This is a genomic window from Intestinibacter sp., from assembly GCF_034113885.1.
GTDB lineage: Bacteria > Bacillota > Clostridia > Peptostreptococcales > Peptostreptococcaceae > Intestinibacter.
Window position 1 is genome coordinate 1 of record NZ_JAXEWM010000194.1, and the last position, 18,462, is coordinate 18,462.

Below are 18,462 nucleotides of genomic sequence, written 5' to 3' on the forward strand. Positions count from 1 at the left end.
GATACAAAAAACTTAAAAAATATATCTGTAGATATGAGTTTAGGCGAAGTAGAATTAACTGAAAGTAAGGATGACAATATTTATGTTATATTTAAAGCTAATAAGGATATTAAAGCTAAAAAATATTTAGATGTAGATCAAAAATCAGATGCTTTGGATATAAAAAGTGTAAATAAAAATAAGGTTCATTTTTTAAATAATACATCTATGAAAATAGAGCTTCAAATACCTAAATCATATAATCAAAATATTTATGTAAGCACAGATGTAGGGGATACTGTATTTGATAAAGAATTAGATTTAAAGGATTTAACAGTTAAAAGTGATGTTGGTGATATTAAACTTAATAAGCCTATAAAATGTGATTCATATGAAATAAAAAACGATACTGGAGATATTAAAATCTATAGTATTGACGGCGGTGGAGTTATTGAATCTGACATAGGTGATATAAAGTGTGGGATAGATGGCATAAAAGACGATATAGATATAGTTTCTAATATAGGTAGTGTCAAATTGGAAATTTCTAGGGATTTAGCATTTAAATTTAAATCAGATGAACAGCCTGAAGATGTAGATATAGATTTTGATAAGGTTTCAAAGGATGGCGATGATTTTTACGGCGAATATGGAACAAATCCTTCATATACTATCGATGTAAAGAGTGATATTGGAGATATAGATTTACAATATAAATAAAAATTTGAATATAAAGTAAAGGCTGAAGCAAAATAATTTTGTGTTCAGCCTTTATATATTTAATCTGAAATCTTAGATTTAAATTGTCCTCTAAGAAGTTTTTTAACTTCATAGTTCTTAGATTCTAAGAGTTTTTTTAATAAATCAATACCGGCATCGCAATCAATATCTCCACATGTGAAGAAATCGACTGCGGCATAACTGTATTCTGGCCAAGTATGTATGGTCAGATGAGATTCGGATATTATAACCGCACCACTTACTCCCCAAGGGTTAAACTGGTGAAATACCGACTCAATTATAGTTGCATTTGATTTTTTGGCGGCTTTTATCATTGATTGTTCTATTTTGTCTACATCTTTTAATATGTCTTCGTTGCAATCGTAATATTCAACTAATATATGTCTTCCTAATGCTTCACTACTCATTTTGTATCAATCCCATTCCTCTACTGCTTTTTGATAATACTCTATTAATTTAGGATTAGATAGAGAATTTACGTCTAATTCAGATGTATCTGCCTTTTCATCCTCTGAAAATGAAAACATCCCAGGCAAGACATCTTCATTTAGATATTTTAGTTCTATGTTGCCGAAATCTATTGATTCATAGATGTTTTCTTTTTTAGTATCATTTGAGCTCGATTTTATAGCCAAATTAAATCCCCAGTCTCCAAAAGAGGGAACCTGTAGATGATATGGGTACACATCAAATCCCTCAGATTCTATAGTTTTTTCGATACACCAAAAAGCCTTAGGTGCTGAATACGGACTTGTAGACTGTACGACCATAGCTCCATCCTCATTTAAATTCCTATAGCACAATCTGTAAAATAGGTTTGTATATAATTTATTCAAGGTTTCGTTGTTTGGATCAGGCAAGTCTACTATAATCACATCGTAGAGCTTGCTCGAATTTTCTAGATATTTAAAAGCATCGTTGTTGATTACATGGAGCTTTTTATTGCTTAAAGAGCCTTCGTTTAAAGCTACTATGTGATTGTTAGTTTTGCAGAGCTCGACCATATCTTTATCTAAATCCACTAGAGTGATATTTTTAACCTCATCGTATTTTAGTACTTCTCTTGCGGCAAGTCCATCTCCACCGCCGAGGATAAGTATATTTTCTTTGTTTTTGGCTAGTGAAATTGGTATATGAACTAAAGCCTCGTGGTATCTATATTCATCTCTAGAACCAAATTGAATATTTCCATCTAAAAATAATCTGACGTCGTCTTTGTATTTTGTCATGACAATTCTTTGGTATTCAGTTTGTTTTGAGTATATTACCTTGTCTCTGTACATTTTATCCTCGATAGTTTTTGATAAATCTTCTGAGAAAAACGTGCCGAGAACCATTATAGTCAAGAAAACTGCCATTATATATTTGAATTTTTCATAGTTGAATATATACTCCTTGTACGACAATAATATTAATATAGCTACTAAAATATTGACGCTTCCAACTAAAAATGAAGTAGTAAAATACCCCAGCTGAGGAAGTAATAGTAAAGGAAATACTATAGATCCAACAAGTCCACCTATATAGTCGAAGCTGAAAATATTCGATAGAGTAACGCTTAAATTGCTTTTATTTTCCTCCATTATTCTGGTCAACAGAGGAATTTCAAGACCTACCAATATACCGATAATCACGATTAAAAACAGCATAACTATAGTATACGAGCTCAAATATGCGTTGGCGGAAAATAAAATTACAGATGACAATCCACCGAATATACCGACTGATAATTCAACTCTAATCAGCCAATCAAATAATTTATCCTTTATATACTTAGAGATATAAGAGCCCATGCCCATTGCAAACATATAAAGTCCTATTGTAATAGAAAATTGCTTAATACTATCGCCGATTAAATACGAGCTTATTGCGCTGATCAGTACCTCGTATATTATCGAGCAACCAGAAATAATTAAGGTCGTCAGCATCAAAATTTTGTAATTAAAATTTTTTTCTTCCATATCCTAAACTATAACTCCACTTATTATAATGGCTATACCTATAAATAATCCAGCAATAACTAATCCTGCAGCAGTATTGCCTTTTAATACCTCGTTACCTAAATCGTATTTTCTATTAAATAAAGAAGTTATTTTATATCCAGCCATAAGCGATAATATTCCTAATATATAGTATAAACCTACGACACCTATATCTTGGATTAGTGTAAGTTCAGCTGCCTCTGTAGCAGGTGATGCAACTGAGGCTTTAAATATAATCCCTACACTTATTGAAATTGACGCCATAATTAAGCCTACTGCATTGTTTCCTTTTTTGATTTCCTCTGGAAAATATCCAGGAACCACTAAATCTACTAACATGCTACCTACTATCATAAGCCCTATACCAAGAGCTAAATATATTAATATAATAATTATTTCAAACATAAGTTCCTCCTCTATATTATCTTATTTTCCAAAACTAAGTCCACCGCCTGAAAATCTTCTAAATCCAGAGCTTCCGCTTCTTATGGATTTAGATTTTTTTATAGAATTACAATCATCATGGGTTACACGACACTTAGTAGTATTTGTACAACACCATGCTGGGTTTGACGGACTGCAGTTGGATTGTCCGCAGTTTTTTCTTGTGTTAAAACAACTTACCATAATAACTGAAGCTATGGCGATGCATGCCACTAGAGCTATTATTGGAAGTGGGCGTTTTTTAGAGTGAGTAGAATCAGGCTTGTTGTAAGATTCATACACGCTTATATTGTTTATATTTACGCATTTTCCTAAGCTGTATTCGATTTCGCCATTTTCCCATGTTTCCATGCTTACAACGTTCTCCTCATCACTTGAGTAAAACTCAACAAAGCTCACCACTTCCCCTAAATCTACATCGGCATTTCCTGAAAATGATTTGACCTTTGATATACCGGAATATGTTTTACCAAAGGAAAATTGGGCTTTAAAAGTATCGAATTTTTTTTGATCGATACCTTCATAAAGATAAGCTTCTTCATCTTCGATTTCTAGCCATTTTACTTTGTTATCGGTTAAAGATTTAAGTGTGTACTCTGTATAGGAGCTTTCTGTGTAAGTGTATTTTACAATTTCTGTACATTTAAATCTTTCGCCGAGAATTGCAACTTCACTGTTTAAATTGATTTCATTCATAGGATATCCCTCCTTTCTAGTATATATTTCAATTATATCATATAGTTGACAAATAAAAATTATGTATAATATAATTGTATTATAGTATTAATACAATTAGTTAAAAATATATTATATAAAGGAGAGAAAAATGGAATTAATTGAAATAATGAAAAATAGACGTAGTGTAAGACAATACACAGAAGAAGCTATACCAGAAGAAAAATTAGAAAAAATACTACAAGCAGGATTACTATCTGCTTCAGGGCGTGCCAGACGTCCATGGGAATTTATAGTGGTACGCAACAAAGAAACATTAAAAAAGATGTCAGAGTGTAGAGTAGGTGCAGCGAAAATGCTAGAAGGTGCCGACACAGCAATTGTCGTAATTGCAGATCCAGAAAAAACAGATGTATGGACAGAGGATTGCTCAATTGCCATGTCAAATATGCATTTGATGGCAGATAGTCTAGGCGTTGGAAGCTGTTGGATTCAAGGACGCTTGAGGGAAGCAATAGATGGAAGAACGACAGAGGAGTATTTGAGAGATCTTTTACAATTTCCAAAGGGATATAAGCTTGAGGCGATTTTATCTCTCGGAATTGCGAGTAAACACCCAGAACCACATAATATAGAAGAATTACCTATGGATAAAATACATAGAGAAAAATATTAATAGAATTTACTTTGGAGGGCAATATGGGGAAAAAGGATAGAAAATTAACCAAGGCAGAGGAAAAGAGAAAGAAAATATATGAAGAAGAAAAGAAAAAACTAATTGATGCTGGATATGCCGAAAAAGATTTAACCATAGGTGTGGTATATGCAAATGTCATGGCATTTGTTTTAGGATTGCCAATAATTATAGTATTGGGAATATTGTTTTTTAAATATTATAATATGAAAAGTTATTATATGAGTTTCATATTTACAATGAAAGAAAGCATAATATTTCTAATAGCTCTTTTAGTTTTAATTGTTGTACATGAATTAATCCACGGTGCATTTTGGGCGATTTTTGCAAAGAATCACTTAAAATCTATAGAATTTGGGTTTATGGTACAATATCTAACACCGTATTGCTGTTGTAAAGAGGTTTTGACAAAAGGTCAGTATATAATCGGAGGAATTATGCCTACTGTACTTTTAGGGATAATACCAGCTGTAGTAGCTATTTTTAGTAGTTCTTGGCTTGTATTTGTAATAGGTTGTATTATGATTTTATCGGGTGGTGGAGATATGACTATAGTGTTAAAATTACTTATGTACCGTAGCCAAAAACAAGATGTATTATATATGGATCATCCTTATGAATGTGGACTTGTTGTATTTGAACGATAAATTGTATTATAATATTTTTAGAACACTAATAAATGTGTAAGGGGATATTAGGGAGGTAATAAAATGATAATCGATTTTAATAAAATTGAAGAAAAAGCAATACCAAATTTCAAAGGTGGAGAAAAAGAATTCCATGCAAAAATGAATGTAGATGAAAACAATAAAATAATAAGTGGTAAATTATTACCAGGTGCATCTATAGGATTACATACTCATGAAACTAATAGCGAAATAATATTCTTCAAATCAGGAACAGGAAAAGTAATATACGATGGAGTAGAAGAAAGAGTATCAGCTGGAATCTGTCATTATTGTCCACAAGGTCATTCTCATACATTAATAAATGATAGTGATGCTGAATTAACTTTCTGTGCTGTTATACCAGAACATAATTAATTTAAAATAGAAATAATCGATTAAAATGGAGGCCAGATAAAGACCTCCATTTTATTGTATAAATTATAAAACTCTATAAACTTTTGCAGTAAAGGCAGGTAGAGAAACTGATGCTTTGAAGCTTTCTTTTTCATCTTTAGGAGCTTCGATTTTTGTAGACTTCACAGTTTCATTAGAGTATTTAGTGTGCCCACCGTATTTTTCCCAGTCAGTATTTAAAATTTCTTCTAATATAACTGGTTTATCAAATTTTACTTCATAATCTTTATAATCACAGCAGAAAGTATTTAAGAAAATTACAAGTGTTTCCTCCTTTGACTTTCTTTGATATACATATACACATTTTTCTGAATCGTCAGCTTGTAGCCATTCAAAGTTTTCGCGTGAGTATTCGTTTTTATAAAGAACAGGTGAATTTAAATACAATTTATTTAGCTCAGATATAAATTTTTTAAAGGAATCGTGTGCAGGATAATTTAATAGCATCCAATCGAGTTCCTTTTTTTCATCCCATTCTCTAAAATGTCCTAGTTCGTTTCCCATGAAGTTCAGTTTTTTACCAGGATGAGTAAACATGTAGGTATAAAGCACTTTAGCTTGGTCGAATTTATCTTTATAAGTGCCCCACATTTTGTCTATGATAGTTTTTTTACCGTGAACAACTTCATCGTGTGAAAAAGGAAGAAGGAATTTTTCATTGTAAAAATACATCATAGAGAAGGTTATCTTATTGTAAAAATCGCCTCTCTTCCAAGGCTTTATTTCAAAATAATCAAGTGTATCGTTCATCCAGCCCATATCCCATTTGTAGTCAAATCCAAGGCCGCCATCTTCAACAGCACTAGTTACTTTAGGATAATCAGAAGAATCTTCGGCTATTAGCATGACATTGTTGTGAAGCTTGTTTAGAGTAGAATTCATATTTTTTATAAATTCAACGCCGCCTTCGTTTATGCCGCGGTTAGAATCGCCCTTCCAATATATAAGGTTGCTTATAGCATCCATGCGAATTCCATCTATATGATATACTTCAATCCAAAAGTTCGCTACGGATTGAAGGAAGCTTCTTACTTCACCTCTATAGTAGTTAAAGCTATGAGATCCCCATTCTGTATATCCTGTGTCGTCGCTTGGATATTCGTAAAGAGCTTCTCCATCGAATTTTCCAAGTCCATATGGATCAAGTGCAAAATGAACAGGAACAAAGTCCATTATTACACCGATATTTTCCCTATGACATAAATCTATAAACTCCATCAAATCAGCTGGCTTACCGTATCTAGCAGTAGGACTAAAAAATCCAGTAACCTGATATCCCCAAGAGCAATCAGAAGGATGCTCGCATAGAGGTAGTATTTCTATATGAGTGTAGTTATTTTCTTTTACGTATTTTATAAGCTCTGGTCCTATTTCCATGTAATTAAACCATTTTTCTGAAATATCTATTTTTGAGTCAGGGTCACTGTTTGATTCTTGTTTTGAGTCATGCCCAAATTTGGTTAAATTTTTATGCTTCCAAGAACCAAAATGGAGTTCATATATATTTAGAGGCTTATCAAAATTTTTAGTTCTGTTTGTAATCCATTCTTTATCACTGAATTCATAAGTATTTAAGTCGACAATTCGAGAAGCGTTATGAGGTCTAAGTTCCATAAAAAATGCATATGGATCGGTTTTCTCTGTACAATTACCGTACTTATCAAAAATTAAATATTTATAATACATTCCTATTTCAGCATCTTCGGAAAAATAAGTAAAAATTCCACTTTTTCCTATTTGTTCCATTTCTGCATTGTTTCCATTCCAATTATTAAAATCGCTTATAACCTGTACTTTTTTTGCGTTAGGAGCATAAACTCTGAAAATAACGCCCTTAATATCGTTTTCCTCGTGGATATGGGCTCCAAAAAACTCATATGCATCAAACATAGTTCCGCAATAAAAATCGTGCATGTCCTTCATATGTATATTTTCCTTTCATATATATTTAGATGGTTTAATATGTATTAAAAAATAATTATACATTAATTATATATAATACTATACGTATATAACAATATTAAAAATGTATGTTAAAAAAAATACAATATCAGTTGACAAACAAAAATAAAATGTGCTACGATTTTGTCATAAAAATGAATATTATTATGATATTAAGTGGTCAAATTTCTCAGGAAGTTTGAATAAAAGGAAATTAGGTTAGAATCCTAAGCGATCCGGTCACTGTAATCTAGGGAGCAATACTTAATATATCCATTGCATGCCATTTGTATGTGAGAAGGGAAGTAACGCGTTGATCTGTAAGCCAGGAAGCCTGCTTAATATTAGTTACTAGGAGAGCTTCCGCGAGAGCGCCACCTATATATCATGATAATCAAGGGATTAGTCTATACTTTTTTAGGCTTTAGAAATTTATTTAAGGTAGATTTTTAGATAAAAGAGTAAGATTGTACTTTGATTTGAATAAGATATTAGCGGTGTCTACTTTGTTTGAAGTAGGCACTTTTTATTTGGTTTAATATTTATTTTATTAGGCTATTTATGTTTTAACTCTCCTCAAAGCAAATCTATTTGCATAAAGTTCATTTTTATATACATTTATTCTAATTTTCAATTAATTAAATTTATAAAAGATGGAGGCAAAATTATGCAAGCGACACAAAACAAAAAAACAAACCAAAATAGTTTACTTGAAAAAATGTTTAAGCTAAGCGAACACGACACAAACGTAAAAACAGAATTAATCGCAGGTATTACGACATTTATGACAATGGCGTACATATTAGCAGTAAACTCAAACATGCTATCACAAGCAGGAATGGATGCTGGTGCAGTATTTGTAGCAACTGCATTGTCAGCAGCTTTATCAACTTTAGTTATGGCATTTTTATCAAACTATCCAATAGCATTAGCGCCAGGTATGGGACTTAACGCATTCTTTGCATATACAGTAGTTTTACAAATGGGATATTCTTGGCAAATGGCATTATTAGGAGTATTTATAGAAGGTATTTTATTTATAATTTTAACTATCACAAATTTAAGAGAGCAAATAATAAACTGTATTCCGAATGTTTTAAAAAATGCAGTTACAGCTGGAGTTGGATTATTTATAGCTGCAATAGGAATGAGTAATGCAGGACTTATAAGTATGCAAACAGGGACATTATCACTTGGAAGTATGCATGATCCACTTGTAGTGTTGACAGTTGCTGGATTAGTTATAGCAGCGATTTTAGTATGTAGAAATATAAAGGGTGCTTTACTTATATCTATATTATTGACATCAGCAATAGGTATGGTTACTGGAATAGTAGCTCTACCTACACAAGTATTTTCACTTAATATTCCATCATTAAAACCAACTTTTATGCAGGCTTTTTCGGTACCAATGAATCAAATATTTAGTTTAGATATGGTAATAGTTGTATTTACTTTCTTATTTATGGATTTATTTGATACAGTTGGATTTTTAGTAGGAATTGCATCTAAAGGAAATTTAATCGATGAAGAAGGAAAAATACCTAAGGCAAAACAAGCAATGCTTGCTGATGCAATAGGAACTACAGTAGGAGCTATGCTTGGAACATCAACTGTTACTTGTTATATGGAAAGCTCAGCTGGTATAAGTGAAGGTGGAAAAACAGGACTTACAGCCTTTACAGTTGCAATATTATTTATTCTATCTTTATTCCTAGCTCCATTATTTATAGCAATTCCGTCACAAGCTACAGGCGCAGCTCTTATAGTAGTTGGTGTTATGATGGCAGGTTGCTTTAAGGAAATAGATTTTGAGGATTATACAAATGCTATTCCTGCATTTTTAACTTTTATATTAATGCCACTTACTAACAGTGTTGCAGACGGAATAATATTTGGTGTAGTATCTTATACTCTATTAAAATTAGTTACAAATAAAAAGGAAGAAGTAAATATTTCGTTAATAGTTTTAACAATAATATTTATATGTAGATTTGTATTTTTAAAATAATTCATTATATGATAGATGCTGTTGTATAAATTTAATTTGAGTTTATACAACGGCATTTTTAATTTTTTAAATTTAAAAAAAGTTTTTAAAATATCGCCACAATATAGTAAAAAAAAGGTAAAATATTATATATAATCCCCATTGCGTAAAATAATTTTATTATAAATCATTTGGTTCGGAAATTGTGTAGGAAATAATAGTAAAAAAAATAAAAAAAGAAATAAAAATTTCGTTTTATGAAAATATGTATTGATAAAACATGAATATTAATATAAAATACAAATGTATAGTTCGCTAAAATGAAAAAAACAGCGAACTTTAAAACACTTTATTTAAATAAAAAATCGATGAAAACTTTTTAATTTAAGGTAAAATTAAAGTTTATGTAAATATATTATTAATGAAGGAGGCTATGTATGAAGGTTGCAATCGTAATGGGATCTAAATCAGATTATCCTAAATTAGAAGAAGGTATAAACTTTTTAAGAAAATATGGAATAGAAGTTGTTGTGAGAATATTATCAGCTCATAGAACACCAAAAGAACTAGTTTCTTTTATAGAATCAATCGATGAGGAAGCTGATGTAATAATAGCAGCAGCAGGAAAGGCAGCTCACTTACCAGGTGTTATAGCAGCATCTACATTAATACCAGTAGTTGGACTACCAATCAAATCATCTACTATGGACGGTATGGATTCATTATTATCTATGGTTCAAATGCCAAAAGGAATACCAGTTGCTACAGTAACTATAGATTCAGGATTAAATGCAGCATTAATGGCAATGCAAATAATGAGTATCAAATATCCTAAATTAAAAGAAGACTTAAAAGCATATAGACAAGAAATGGCTCAAAAAGTATTAGATGATGATAAAAGCATAAATGAATAATAATTGTAAAGTAATATAAAAAGTATAATATAAAAAATATTGAGGTAAGAGAATAGTAAAATATTAGGAGGAACTAAAATGTTATTATATGAAGGAAAAGCAAAACAAATTTACAGTACTGATAATGAAAATGAACTTATAGTTTATTATAAAGATGATGCAACTGCATTCAATGGAGAAAAGAAAGCATCAATTGCATCAAAAGGTATATTAAACAATAAAATATGTACAATAATATTTAACGAATTAGAAAAACAAGGAATAAAAACTCACTTAATAAAAACTTTATCAGATAGAGAACAATTAGTAAAAAAAGTAACAATATTACCATTAGAAGTTATAGTAAGAAATATAACAGCAGGTTCTTTCTGTAAGAGATACGGAGTAGAAGAAGGAATCGTATTAGACAAACCAATATTTGAAATGTCATACAAAAATGACGAATTTGGGGACCCACTTATGAATGATGATCATGCCGTAGCATTAAAATTAGCAACTCAAGAAGAAATAGATTATATCAGAGAACAAACTTTAAAAATCAATGAAATAATGAAAGAATTTTTCTTAAAATTAGACCTAAAATTAGTTGACTTCAAAATAGAATTCGGAAAAGATGCAGATGGAAACATAATATTAGCAGATGAAATATCACCAGATAGCTGTAGATTATGGGATGTTAACACTAATGAAAAATTAGACAAAGATAGATTCAGAAGAGATTTAGGAGATCTTGTTCAAGGTTATGAAGAAGTTCTTTCTAGAATGAGTAAATAAATTTAAGTTATAGGGGGAATGTCACATGTGTGGTATATTAGGAATTTATTCAAATAAGAATGTGTCGAAAGAGCTTTACTATGGCTTATATGCAATGCAACATAGAGGTCAAGAAAGCTGTGGTATGGCTGTTCACGATGGAAAAGAAATAAATTACAAAAAAGACATGGGATTAGTTGGTGATGTATTTAAAACACACGACTTAGAAGAGCTTCCTGGAACAAAGGGAATTGCCCATGTTAGATACTCAACAGCAGGTGGAAGTCATATGTATAACTGTCAACCTTTAGTTGGTACTTTAAGAAAAAGAAATTTAGGTTTAGTTCACAATGGAAACCTAGTAAATGCTAATTATCTTAAAGAAATGCTAGAAGAAGACGGTATAATGTTCAGCAGTAAAAGTGATACAGAAGTTATTCTATATATGTTAGCTAGATATTATACAGGAGATATAGTAGAAGCTTTAAAATTAACAATGGACCAAATAAAAGGTGCTTATTCATTAGTTATACTAACTGACGATGAGTTAGTTGCTGTTAGAGACCCTCATGGATTTAGACCTCTATTACTTGGTAAAAAAGACGATGAATACATATTTGCTTCTGAAGACTGTGAAATAGAAATCCTTGGTGGAAAAGTTATAAGAGACTTAGAACCAGGAGAAATAGCAGTAGTTAAGGACGGAGAATTAAAATCATATAACTTCAGTAACAAATGTAAAACTATGAAGAAGAGCTGTATATTTGAACATGTTTATTTTGCTAGAAATGATGCAACTATAGACAAAGTAAATGTATATGAATTCAGGGTTAAATCAGGAGAAATATTATCTCAAGATGACGATGTAAAAGCAGATATGGTAGTTCCTGTTCCAGACTCAGGATGGGCAGCTGCTATAGGATATTCAAATGCTAGTGGTCTTCCATTAACAGAAGCATTAGTAAAAAATAGATATGTAGGTAGAACATTTATAAAACCTACTCAAGAAGAAAGAGAGCTTGGAGTAAAAATAAAATTAAATCCACTAAGCAGAGTATTACAAGGAAAATCAATAATACTTGTAGACGACTCAATAGTTAGAGGAACTACTTCAAAACAATTAGTAAAATCATTAAGAGATGCTGGAGCTAGTGAAATACATCTAAGAATAACATCTCCTCCAGTTAAATATTCTTGCTATTATGGTATCGATACTCCAAATCGTTCTAAATTAATAGCTGCAACAAAGAGTATAGAAGAAATGAAAGAATATATAGGATGTGACTCATTAAAATTCTTAGACATAGATAAAATGATGAGTGCAGTTGGAGAAGGCAATGAATTCAAATTCTGTAAAGCTTGCTTCGACGGAAATTATCCAGTTAAGAAAATTGACAAGGAGGACGAAGAGTAAATGGCAAAATTAACTTACGAGCAATCAGGCGTAAATATAGATGAAGGAAATAGAGCCGTAAGCCTAATAAAAGGAAAAATAAAAGAAACTTACGATAAAAATGTTATAGGTGATTTAGGAAACTTCAGTGGTTTATATAGCTTAAAGGATTTTATGAGCATGGAAGAACCAGTACTTCTTGCTGCAACAGATGGTGTTGGTACTAAATTAAAATTAGCTCAAATGATGGATAAACACGACACAGTTGGTATAGACTTAGTTGCAATGAGCGTTAATGACTTAATATGCCAAGGTGCTAAACCATTATTATTCTTAGATTATATAGCAATAGGAAAATTAGTTCCAGAACATATAGATCAAATAGTAGCAGGTGTTGCTAATGGATGTAAAATGTCTGGATGCGCATTAATCGGTGGTGAAACTGCTGAAATGCCAGGAATGTATGCTGAAGACGAATACGATTTAGCAGGATTTGCAGTTGGTATAGCTGACAAAACTAAAATAGTATCAGGAAAAGATGTAAAAGCAGGAGACGTATTAGTTGGAGTTTCTTCAAGTGGTATACACAGTAATGGTTTCTCTTTCATAAGAAAAATATTCTTAGATACTTATAAATACGATTTAAATCAATACGTTGAAGAATTAGGAATGACAGTTGGAGAAGCTTTATTAACACCAACAAAAATATACGTAAAATTAGTTTTAGATTTATTAGAAAAACACAACATAAAAGCAATAGCTCATATCACTGGTGGTGGAGTTATAGAAAACATAACAAGAGTTATACCTAAAGGATTAGGATTAGATATAAAAACTGATTCTTGGGAAAAACCACCAATATTCAAGATGATAGAAGGCTTTGATATAGTAGAAAAAAGAGAACTTCATAAGAGTTTCAACATGGGTATCGGACTTGTATTTATCGTAAACAAGGAAGATGCACCAGCTCTAGTTGATTACATAAACAACAGAGAAGCAGATCCAATAGATGTAGATGAAAAATATGCTGAATTAATGAAAGATAAAGCATACATAGTTGGTGAAGTAGTAGACAGTCACGAAGGTGTTGAATTATGCTAAATATAGGCGTTTTAGTTTCTGGAGGAGGCTCTAATTTACAAGCTATAATAGATGGCTGTGAAAAAGGAGAAATAAAAGGAAATATAAAAGTAGTTATCTCTAATAAAGAAGATGCTTTTGGTCTAGAAAGAGCTAAAAAACACAATATAAGAGCTGTCTTTGAAAAAAACGAAGATGAAGTAATAAAAATTTTAAAAGAAGAAAATGTAGACTTAGTAGTTTTGGCTGGTTATCTTAAGATAATCAGTCCAAAATTCGTAAGTGAATTTAGAAATAAAATGATGAACATACATCCATCATTAATTCCTTCTTTCTGTGGAGATGGATTCTACGGAGAGAGAGTTCACCAAGCTGTAATTGATTACGGTGCAAAGGTTTCAGGTGCTACAGTTCACTTTGTAAACGAAGAAGCAGATGCAGGTCCAATAATCATGCAAGATACAGTTAAGGTAATGGATGATGACGACGCCAAAACATTGGCTAAGAGAGTTTTAGAAGTAGAACATACAATTCTTCCTAAATGCGTAAAACTATTTTGCGAAGGAAAGATATCTGTAGAAGGTAGAAAAGTTAAAGTAAATGATTAATAAAAAGACACTGAAAAACTAGGAGGGAACATATGAAGATATTAGTTGTAGGTGGCGGTGGAAGAGAACATGCTATCTGCTGGAAATTAAGTAATGAAAAAGATGTAGAAAAAATATACTGTGCTCCAGGAAACCCTGGAATAGCTAAAGTTGCAGAATGTGTAAACATAGCTGATTCAGATTTAGAAGCATTAGTAAATTTTGCAAAAGAAAAAGAAATAGATATAACTGTAGTAGGACCAGAGGTACCATTAGTAATGGGTATAACAGATGTTTTTGAAGCTGAAGGCTTAAAAGTATTTGGTCCAAATAAAAAATGTGCTCAGTTAGAAGGAAGCAAGGCATTTTCAAAAGATTTCATGATAAGACATGGATTACCAACAGCTAAATATAAAGAGTATACTGACCTAGATGAAGCTATAGCTGATATAGACAACTACGGTTATCCAGTTGTTATAAAAGCAGATGGATTAGCAGCAGGAAAAGGTGTTGTAATACCTGAAAACAGAGACGATGCTATAACTACTCTAAAAGAAATGATGACTGACAAAAAATTCGGTCAAGCTGGAGATAAAATAGTTATAGAAGAATTCCTAAAAGGAGTTGAAACTTCTATACTAGCTTTTGTAGACCATGATACAATAGTTCCTATGGTAAGTGCAAAAGATCACAAGAAAGTAAACAATGGAGAAACTGGTTTAAATACTGGTGGAATGGGAACTTTCTCTCCAAGTGAAATATACACTGATGAATTAGCAAAAGATATAAAAGAAAATGTATTAGATAAAACTTTAAAGGGATTCCAAGCAGATGGATTAGACTTTAAGGGAATATTATTCGTAGGATTAATGATAACTGAAGATGGGCCTAAGGTACTTGAATACAATGTAAGATTTGGGGATCCTGAAACTCAATCTGTTTTATTCAGATTAGAAACTGATTTAAACAAAATAATATCAGCAGTTATCGATAATAAATTAAAAGATATAGATATAACTTATACTGATGAACAAGCAATATGTGTAATGCTTACATCAGGTGGATATCCTGAAAGCTACGAAAAAGGAAAAGTAATAACAGGACTTGATGATTTAGACGATGATATAGTAGTTTTCCACAGTGGTACTAAATTAGTAGATGGAAATATAGTAACTAACGGTGGTAGAGTAATCGGTATAACTACTAAGGCTAAGACTGTAAAAGAAGCAGGCGAAAAAGTTTACGAAAATATCAAAAAAATAAATTTTGAAGGAATGCATTATAGAACAGACATATGGAAATAGCTTTTCAATAAAAATAAAAAGGGAAAATGAGAGATTTCTTAATGGAGGAATAATATGAGTTCAAATGTAAAAAGACTTTTAGTTGAAAAGAGAGAAGGATTCGATCTTGAAGCAAAAGCATTAATGAAAGATTTAAAAGACAGCTTACACATAGATTGCATAGACGATTTAAGATTATTAAATAGATACGATATAGAAGGATTATCTGATGAAGTTTGTGATTCTGCTGCAAAAACAATATTCTCAGAACCAAACCTAGATGTTGTATATAAAGAAACAGTTGAATACGACAAAGATGCAAGAGTATTTGCAGTTGAATATTTACCAGGTCAATACGACCAAAGAGCAGATTGGGCAGCTCAATGTGTTCAAATAATAAATGAAGGTCAAAGACCTAACATAAACAGTGCAAAATTATACATCTTATCAGGAGATATAGATGATGAATTATTTGCAAAAATAAAAGCATATGTAATAAATCCAGTTGACAGTAGAGAAGCAACTTTAGAAAAACCAGAAACTCTAGAATTAGAAACTGAAATACCAACAGAAGTTCAAACTCTAGATGGATTTATAGATTTAGATATGGCAGGTTTAGAAGCTTTCTTAAAAGAACAAGGTCTAGCTATGACAATAGACGACTTAAAATATGTTCAAGAATACTTCCAAAACCAAGAAAAGAGAAATCCAACTATAACAGAAATAAAAGTTCTAGACACTTATTGGTCAGATCACTGTAGACACACTACATTCATGACTCAAATAGAAGGTGTAGACATAGAAGATGGTAAATACAACGAAATAATCAAAGAAACTTATTCAAAATACGTTGAAGCTAGAAATACTATCTACATAGACAGACAAAAAGATATGTGTCTAATGGATATGGCTACTATAGCTGTAAAGGAACTTAAAAAAGCAGGCAAATTACAAGATTTAGATGAAAGTGAAGAAATAAATGCTTGTAGTGTAAATATAGATGTAAATGTTGATGGTAAAATAGAAAAATATCTATTAATGTTCAAAAATGAAACTCACAACCACCCAACAGAAATAGAACCATTTGGTGGAGCTGCTACTTGCTTAGGTGGAGCAATCAGAGACCCACTTTCAGGAAGAAGTTATGTATACCAAGCAATGCGTGTTACTGGTAGTGCAGACCCTAGAACTTCTCTAGAAGATACATTACACGGTAAATTAATGCAAAAGAAAATAACTACTGAAGCAGCTAACGGATACAGCTCTTATGGAAACCAAATAGGTTTAACAACTGGACAAGTTACAGAAGTTTACGATGAAGACTTCGTAGCTAAGAGAATGGAAATCGGTGCAGTTATAGCAGCAGTTCCAAAAGAAAACGTAATAAGAAAAAGACCAGAAAAAGGCGACATAATTATACTATTAGGTGGAAAAACTGGTAGAGATGGTTGTGGAGGAGCTACTGGTTCATCTAAAGAACATAGCGAAGAATCAATAGAAACTTGCGGTGCTGAAGTACAAAAAGGTGATGCACCTAACGAAAGAAAAATCCAAAGATTCTTCAGAAATAAAGAAGTTGCACAAATGATAAAAAGATGTAACGACTTCGGTGCTGGTGGGGTTTCAGTTGCTATAGGTGAAATCGCAGAAAGCTTAGACATAAACCTAGACCTAGTACCTAAAAAATACGACGGACTTGACGGTACTGAACTTGCTATATCAGAATCTCAAGAACGTATGGCTTGTGCTATAGATGCTGCTAATAAAGAAAGATTTATAGAACTTGCTGGACTTGAAAACTTACAAGCAACTCACGTTGCTACAGTTACTGATACAGGATATCTAAGAATGTTCTGGAATGGAAAAACTATAGTTGACTTAAACAGAGCTTTCCTTGATACAAATGGTAAGAAACAACAAACAGATGTACATGTTGCTAAAGTTGACGAAGAAAATACTTTCTTCAACGCTGGAAAATTAAAAGTAGAAGGCGAAACTATTTCAGATAAATTTGATAGCGTATTAAAAGACTTAAACGTATGCTCTCAAAAAGGTTTAGTTGAAAAATTTGATAACACTATAGGATCTAATACAGTATTACTTCCATTTGGTGGTAAATATCAAAGAACTCCTATCCAAGGTATGGTTGCTAAAATACCAGTACTTGGTGGAAAAACTACAACTTCATCAATAATGACATTTGGATACAATCCTAAAATAGGAAAATGGAGTCCATTCCACGGTGCATTATATGCAGTTGTAGAATCAATCTGTAAATTAGTTGCAGTTGGTGGAGATTATAAGAAAGCTAGATTAACTTTCCAAGAATACTTTGAAAAATTAGGTAAAGACTCAACTAAATGGGGTAAACCATTTGCTGCATTACTTGGAGCTTACTATGCACAAAAAGAATTTGAAATACCTGCAATAGGTGGTAAAGACAGTATGTCTGGTACATTCGAACATATAAATGTACCTCCAACATTAGTTTCATTTGCTGTTGATACAGTAGATGCAGAATATGTTGTATCTCCAGAATTCAAAAAAGCTGGTTCTACTTTAGCAGTTATCAGAACTCCTAGATTAGAAAGTGGAATACCTGATTTCGATGTATTAAAGAAAAACTTAGATAAAGTAAGAGAATTAACTCAAGCTAAGAAGGTTCTTGCTTCATATGCTTTAGGTTATGGTGGACTTGGAGAAGCAATAGCTAAGATGGCATTTGGTAACAAGATAGGATTTGAATTAGCTAAGGATGTTGATCAAGATAAATTATTCGACCCAGCATATGGAAACATAGCTCTTGAAATGGAAGAAGCTGATTTAGCATTATTAGAAGGTTTAGATTACAAGGTTGCTGGTAAAACTATAGAAGGACAATATATAGATGTTGATGGATACAAGGTTTGCTAATTCAAATCCTA

General features: G+C 31.7%; 17 protein-coding genes and 1 riboswitch. Of the genes, 12 read left to right on the forward strand and 5 right to left on the reverse strand.

The window, feature by feature from the left end; genetic code table 11:
* Positions 1-699: DUF4097 family beta strand repeat-containing protein (locus SPD90_RS12075; protein ID WP_320925394.1), on the forward strand; the 699-nt coding region annotated here is incomplete at its 5' end.
* Positions 700-758: 59 nt separating this feature from the next.
* Here the strand turns inward: SPD90_RS12075 and speD are convergent.
* The 4 genes from speD to SPD90_RS12095 are packed head-to-tail and all read right to left on the reverse strand — an operon-like array spanning position 759 to position 3,842.
* Positions 759-1,127, reverse strand: a complete 369-nt coding sequence (gene speD, locus SPD90_RS12080; RefSeq protein WP_320925395.1) for an adenosylmethionine decarboxylase — start codon at positions 1,125-1,127, stop codon at positions 759-761.
* Positions 1,128-1,133: 6 nt separating this feature from the next.
* The gene (locus tag SPD90_RS12085) at positions 1,134-2,681 is read right to left on the reverse strand and encodes a polyamine aminopropyltransferase (protein ID WP_320925396.1); all 1,548 of its coding nucleotides are present in this window, start codon (positions 2,679-2,681) and stop codon (positions 1,134-1,136) included.
* A 3-nt stretch (positions 2,682-2,684) separates the two neighbouring features.
* Entirely contained in the window at positions 2,685-3,107 is a 423-nt protein-coding gene (locus SPD90_RS12090; RefSeq protein WP_320925397.1) for a DUF350 domain-containing protein, read from the reverse strand.
* A gap of 21 nt (positions 3,108-3,128) precedes the next feature.
* Positions 3,129-3,842, reverse strand: coding sequence for a DUF4178 domain-containing protein (locus SPD90_RS12095; protein ID WP_320925398.1), 714 nt, complete (start codon positions 3,840-3,842; stop codon positions 3,129-3,131).
* 130 nt (positions 3,843-3,972) lie between these two features.
* On the opposite strand from SPD90_RS12095, the gene SPD90_RS12100 reads away from it, so the two are divergent.
* The 3 genes from SPD90_RS12100 (at position 3,973) to SPD90_RS12110 (ending at position 5,558) form a co-directional block, all read left to right on the forward strand.
* Positions 3,973-4,497, forward strand: coding sequence for a nitroreductase family protein (locus SPD90_RS12100; RefSeq protein WP_320627256.1), 525 nt, complete (start codon positions 3,973-3,975; stop codon positions 4,495-4,497).
* A gap of 23 nt (positions 4,498-4,520) precedes the next feature.
* On the forward strand, positions 4,521-5,162 hold the full coding sequence (locus tag SPD90_RS12105; RefSeq protein WP_320627257.1) for a DUF3267 domain-containing protein: 642 nt from the start codon (positions 4,521-4,523) through the stop codon (positions 5,160-5,162).
* Between the two features lie 63 nt (positions 5,163-5,225).
* Complete coding sequence (locus tag SPD90_RS12110; RefSeq protein ID WP_320627258.1) at positions 5,226-5,558, forward strand: cupin domain-containing protein; 333 nt, start codon at positions 5,226-5,228, stop codon at positions 5,556-5,558.
* A 63-nt stretch (positions 5,559-5,621) separates the two neighbouring features.
* Here SPD90_RS12110 and glgB read toward each other — a convergent pair whose 3' ends face one another.
* Positions 5,622-7,520 carry a 1,4-alpha-glucan branching protein GlgB gene (gene glgB / locus SPD90_RS12115; protein WP_320925399.1) on the reverse strand — a complete coding sequence of 633 codons (1,899 nt, stop codon included), beginning with the start codon at positions 7,518-7,520 and terminating at the stop codon, positions 5,622-5,624.
* A 176-nt stretch (positions 7,521-7,696) separates the two neighbouring features.
* Positions 7,697-7,894, forward strand: a riboswitch (cobalamin riboswitch).
* A gap of 311 nt (positions 7,895-8,205) precedes the next feature.
* On the opposite strand from glgB, the gene SPD90_RS12120 reads away from it, so the two are divergent.
* From SPD90_RS12120 to SPD90_RS12155, 8 genes are all read left to right on the forward strand, one after another.
* Complete coding sequence (locus SPD90_RS12120) at positions 8,206-9,549, forward strand: NCS2 family permease (RefSeq protein WP_320925400.1); 1,344 nt, start codon at positions 8,206-8,208, stop codon at positions 9,547-9,549.
* A 416-nt stretch (positions 9,550-9,965) separates the two neighbouring features.
* Positions 9,966-10,442, forward strand: a complete 477-nt coding sequence (gene purE, locus SPD90_RS12125; RefSeq protein ID WP_320627261.1) for a 5-(carboxyamino)imidazole ribonucleotide mutase — start codon at positions 9,966-9,968, stop codon at positions 10,440-10,442.
* A 78-nt stretch (positions 10,443-10,520) separates the two neighbouring features.
* Positions 10,521-11,216: a phosphoribosylaminoimidazolesuccinocarboxamide synthase gene (gene purC / locus SPD90_RS12130; RefSeq protein WP_320627262.1), complete on the forward strand. Its 696-nt coding sequence runs from the start codon at positions 10,521-10,523 to the stop codon at positions 11,214-11,216.
* Between the two features lie 25 nt (positions 11,217-11,241).
* Positions 11,242-12,609 (forward strand): amidophosphoribosyltransferase, encoded by a 1,368-nt coding sequence (gene purF / locus SPD90_RS12135; RefSeq protein WP_320627263.1) that lies wholly within the window; start codon positions 11,242-11,244, stop codon positions 12,607-12,609.
* Positions 12,610-13,689 carry a phosphoribosylformylglycinamidine cyclo-ligase gene (gene purM, locus SPD90_RS12140; RefSeq protein ID WP_320626662.1) on the forward strand — a complete coding sequence of 360 codons (1,080 nt, stop codon included), beginning with the start codon at positions 12,610-12,612 and terminating at the stop codon, positions 13,687-13,689. It abuts the gene before it with no gap.
* Positions 13,683-14,276: a phosphoribosylglycinamide formyltransferase gene (gene purN / locus SPD90_RS12145; protein WP_320925401.1), complete on the forward strand. Its 594-nt coding sequence runs from the start codon at positions 13,683-13,685 to the stop codon at positions 14,274-14,276. Before purM ends, purN begins: the two co-directional genes overlap by 7 nt.
* Before the next feature lie 32 nt (positions 14,277-14,308).
* A complete protein-coding gene (gene purD, locus SPD90_RS12150; protein ID WP_320925402.1) occupies positions 14,309-15,559 on the forward strand; it encodes a phosphoribosylamine--glycine ligase in 1,251 nt (416 codons plus the stop codon).
* A gap of 54 nt (positions 15,560-15,613) precedes the next feature.
* Entirely contained in the window at positions 15,614-18,451 is a 2,838-nt protein-coding gene (locus SPD90_RS12155; RefSeq protein WP_320925403.1) for a phosphoribosylformylglycinamidine synthase, read from the forward strand.
* Positions 18,452-18,462 lie beyond the last annotated feature (11 nt).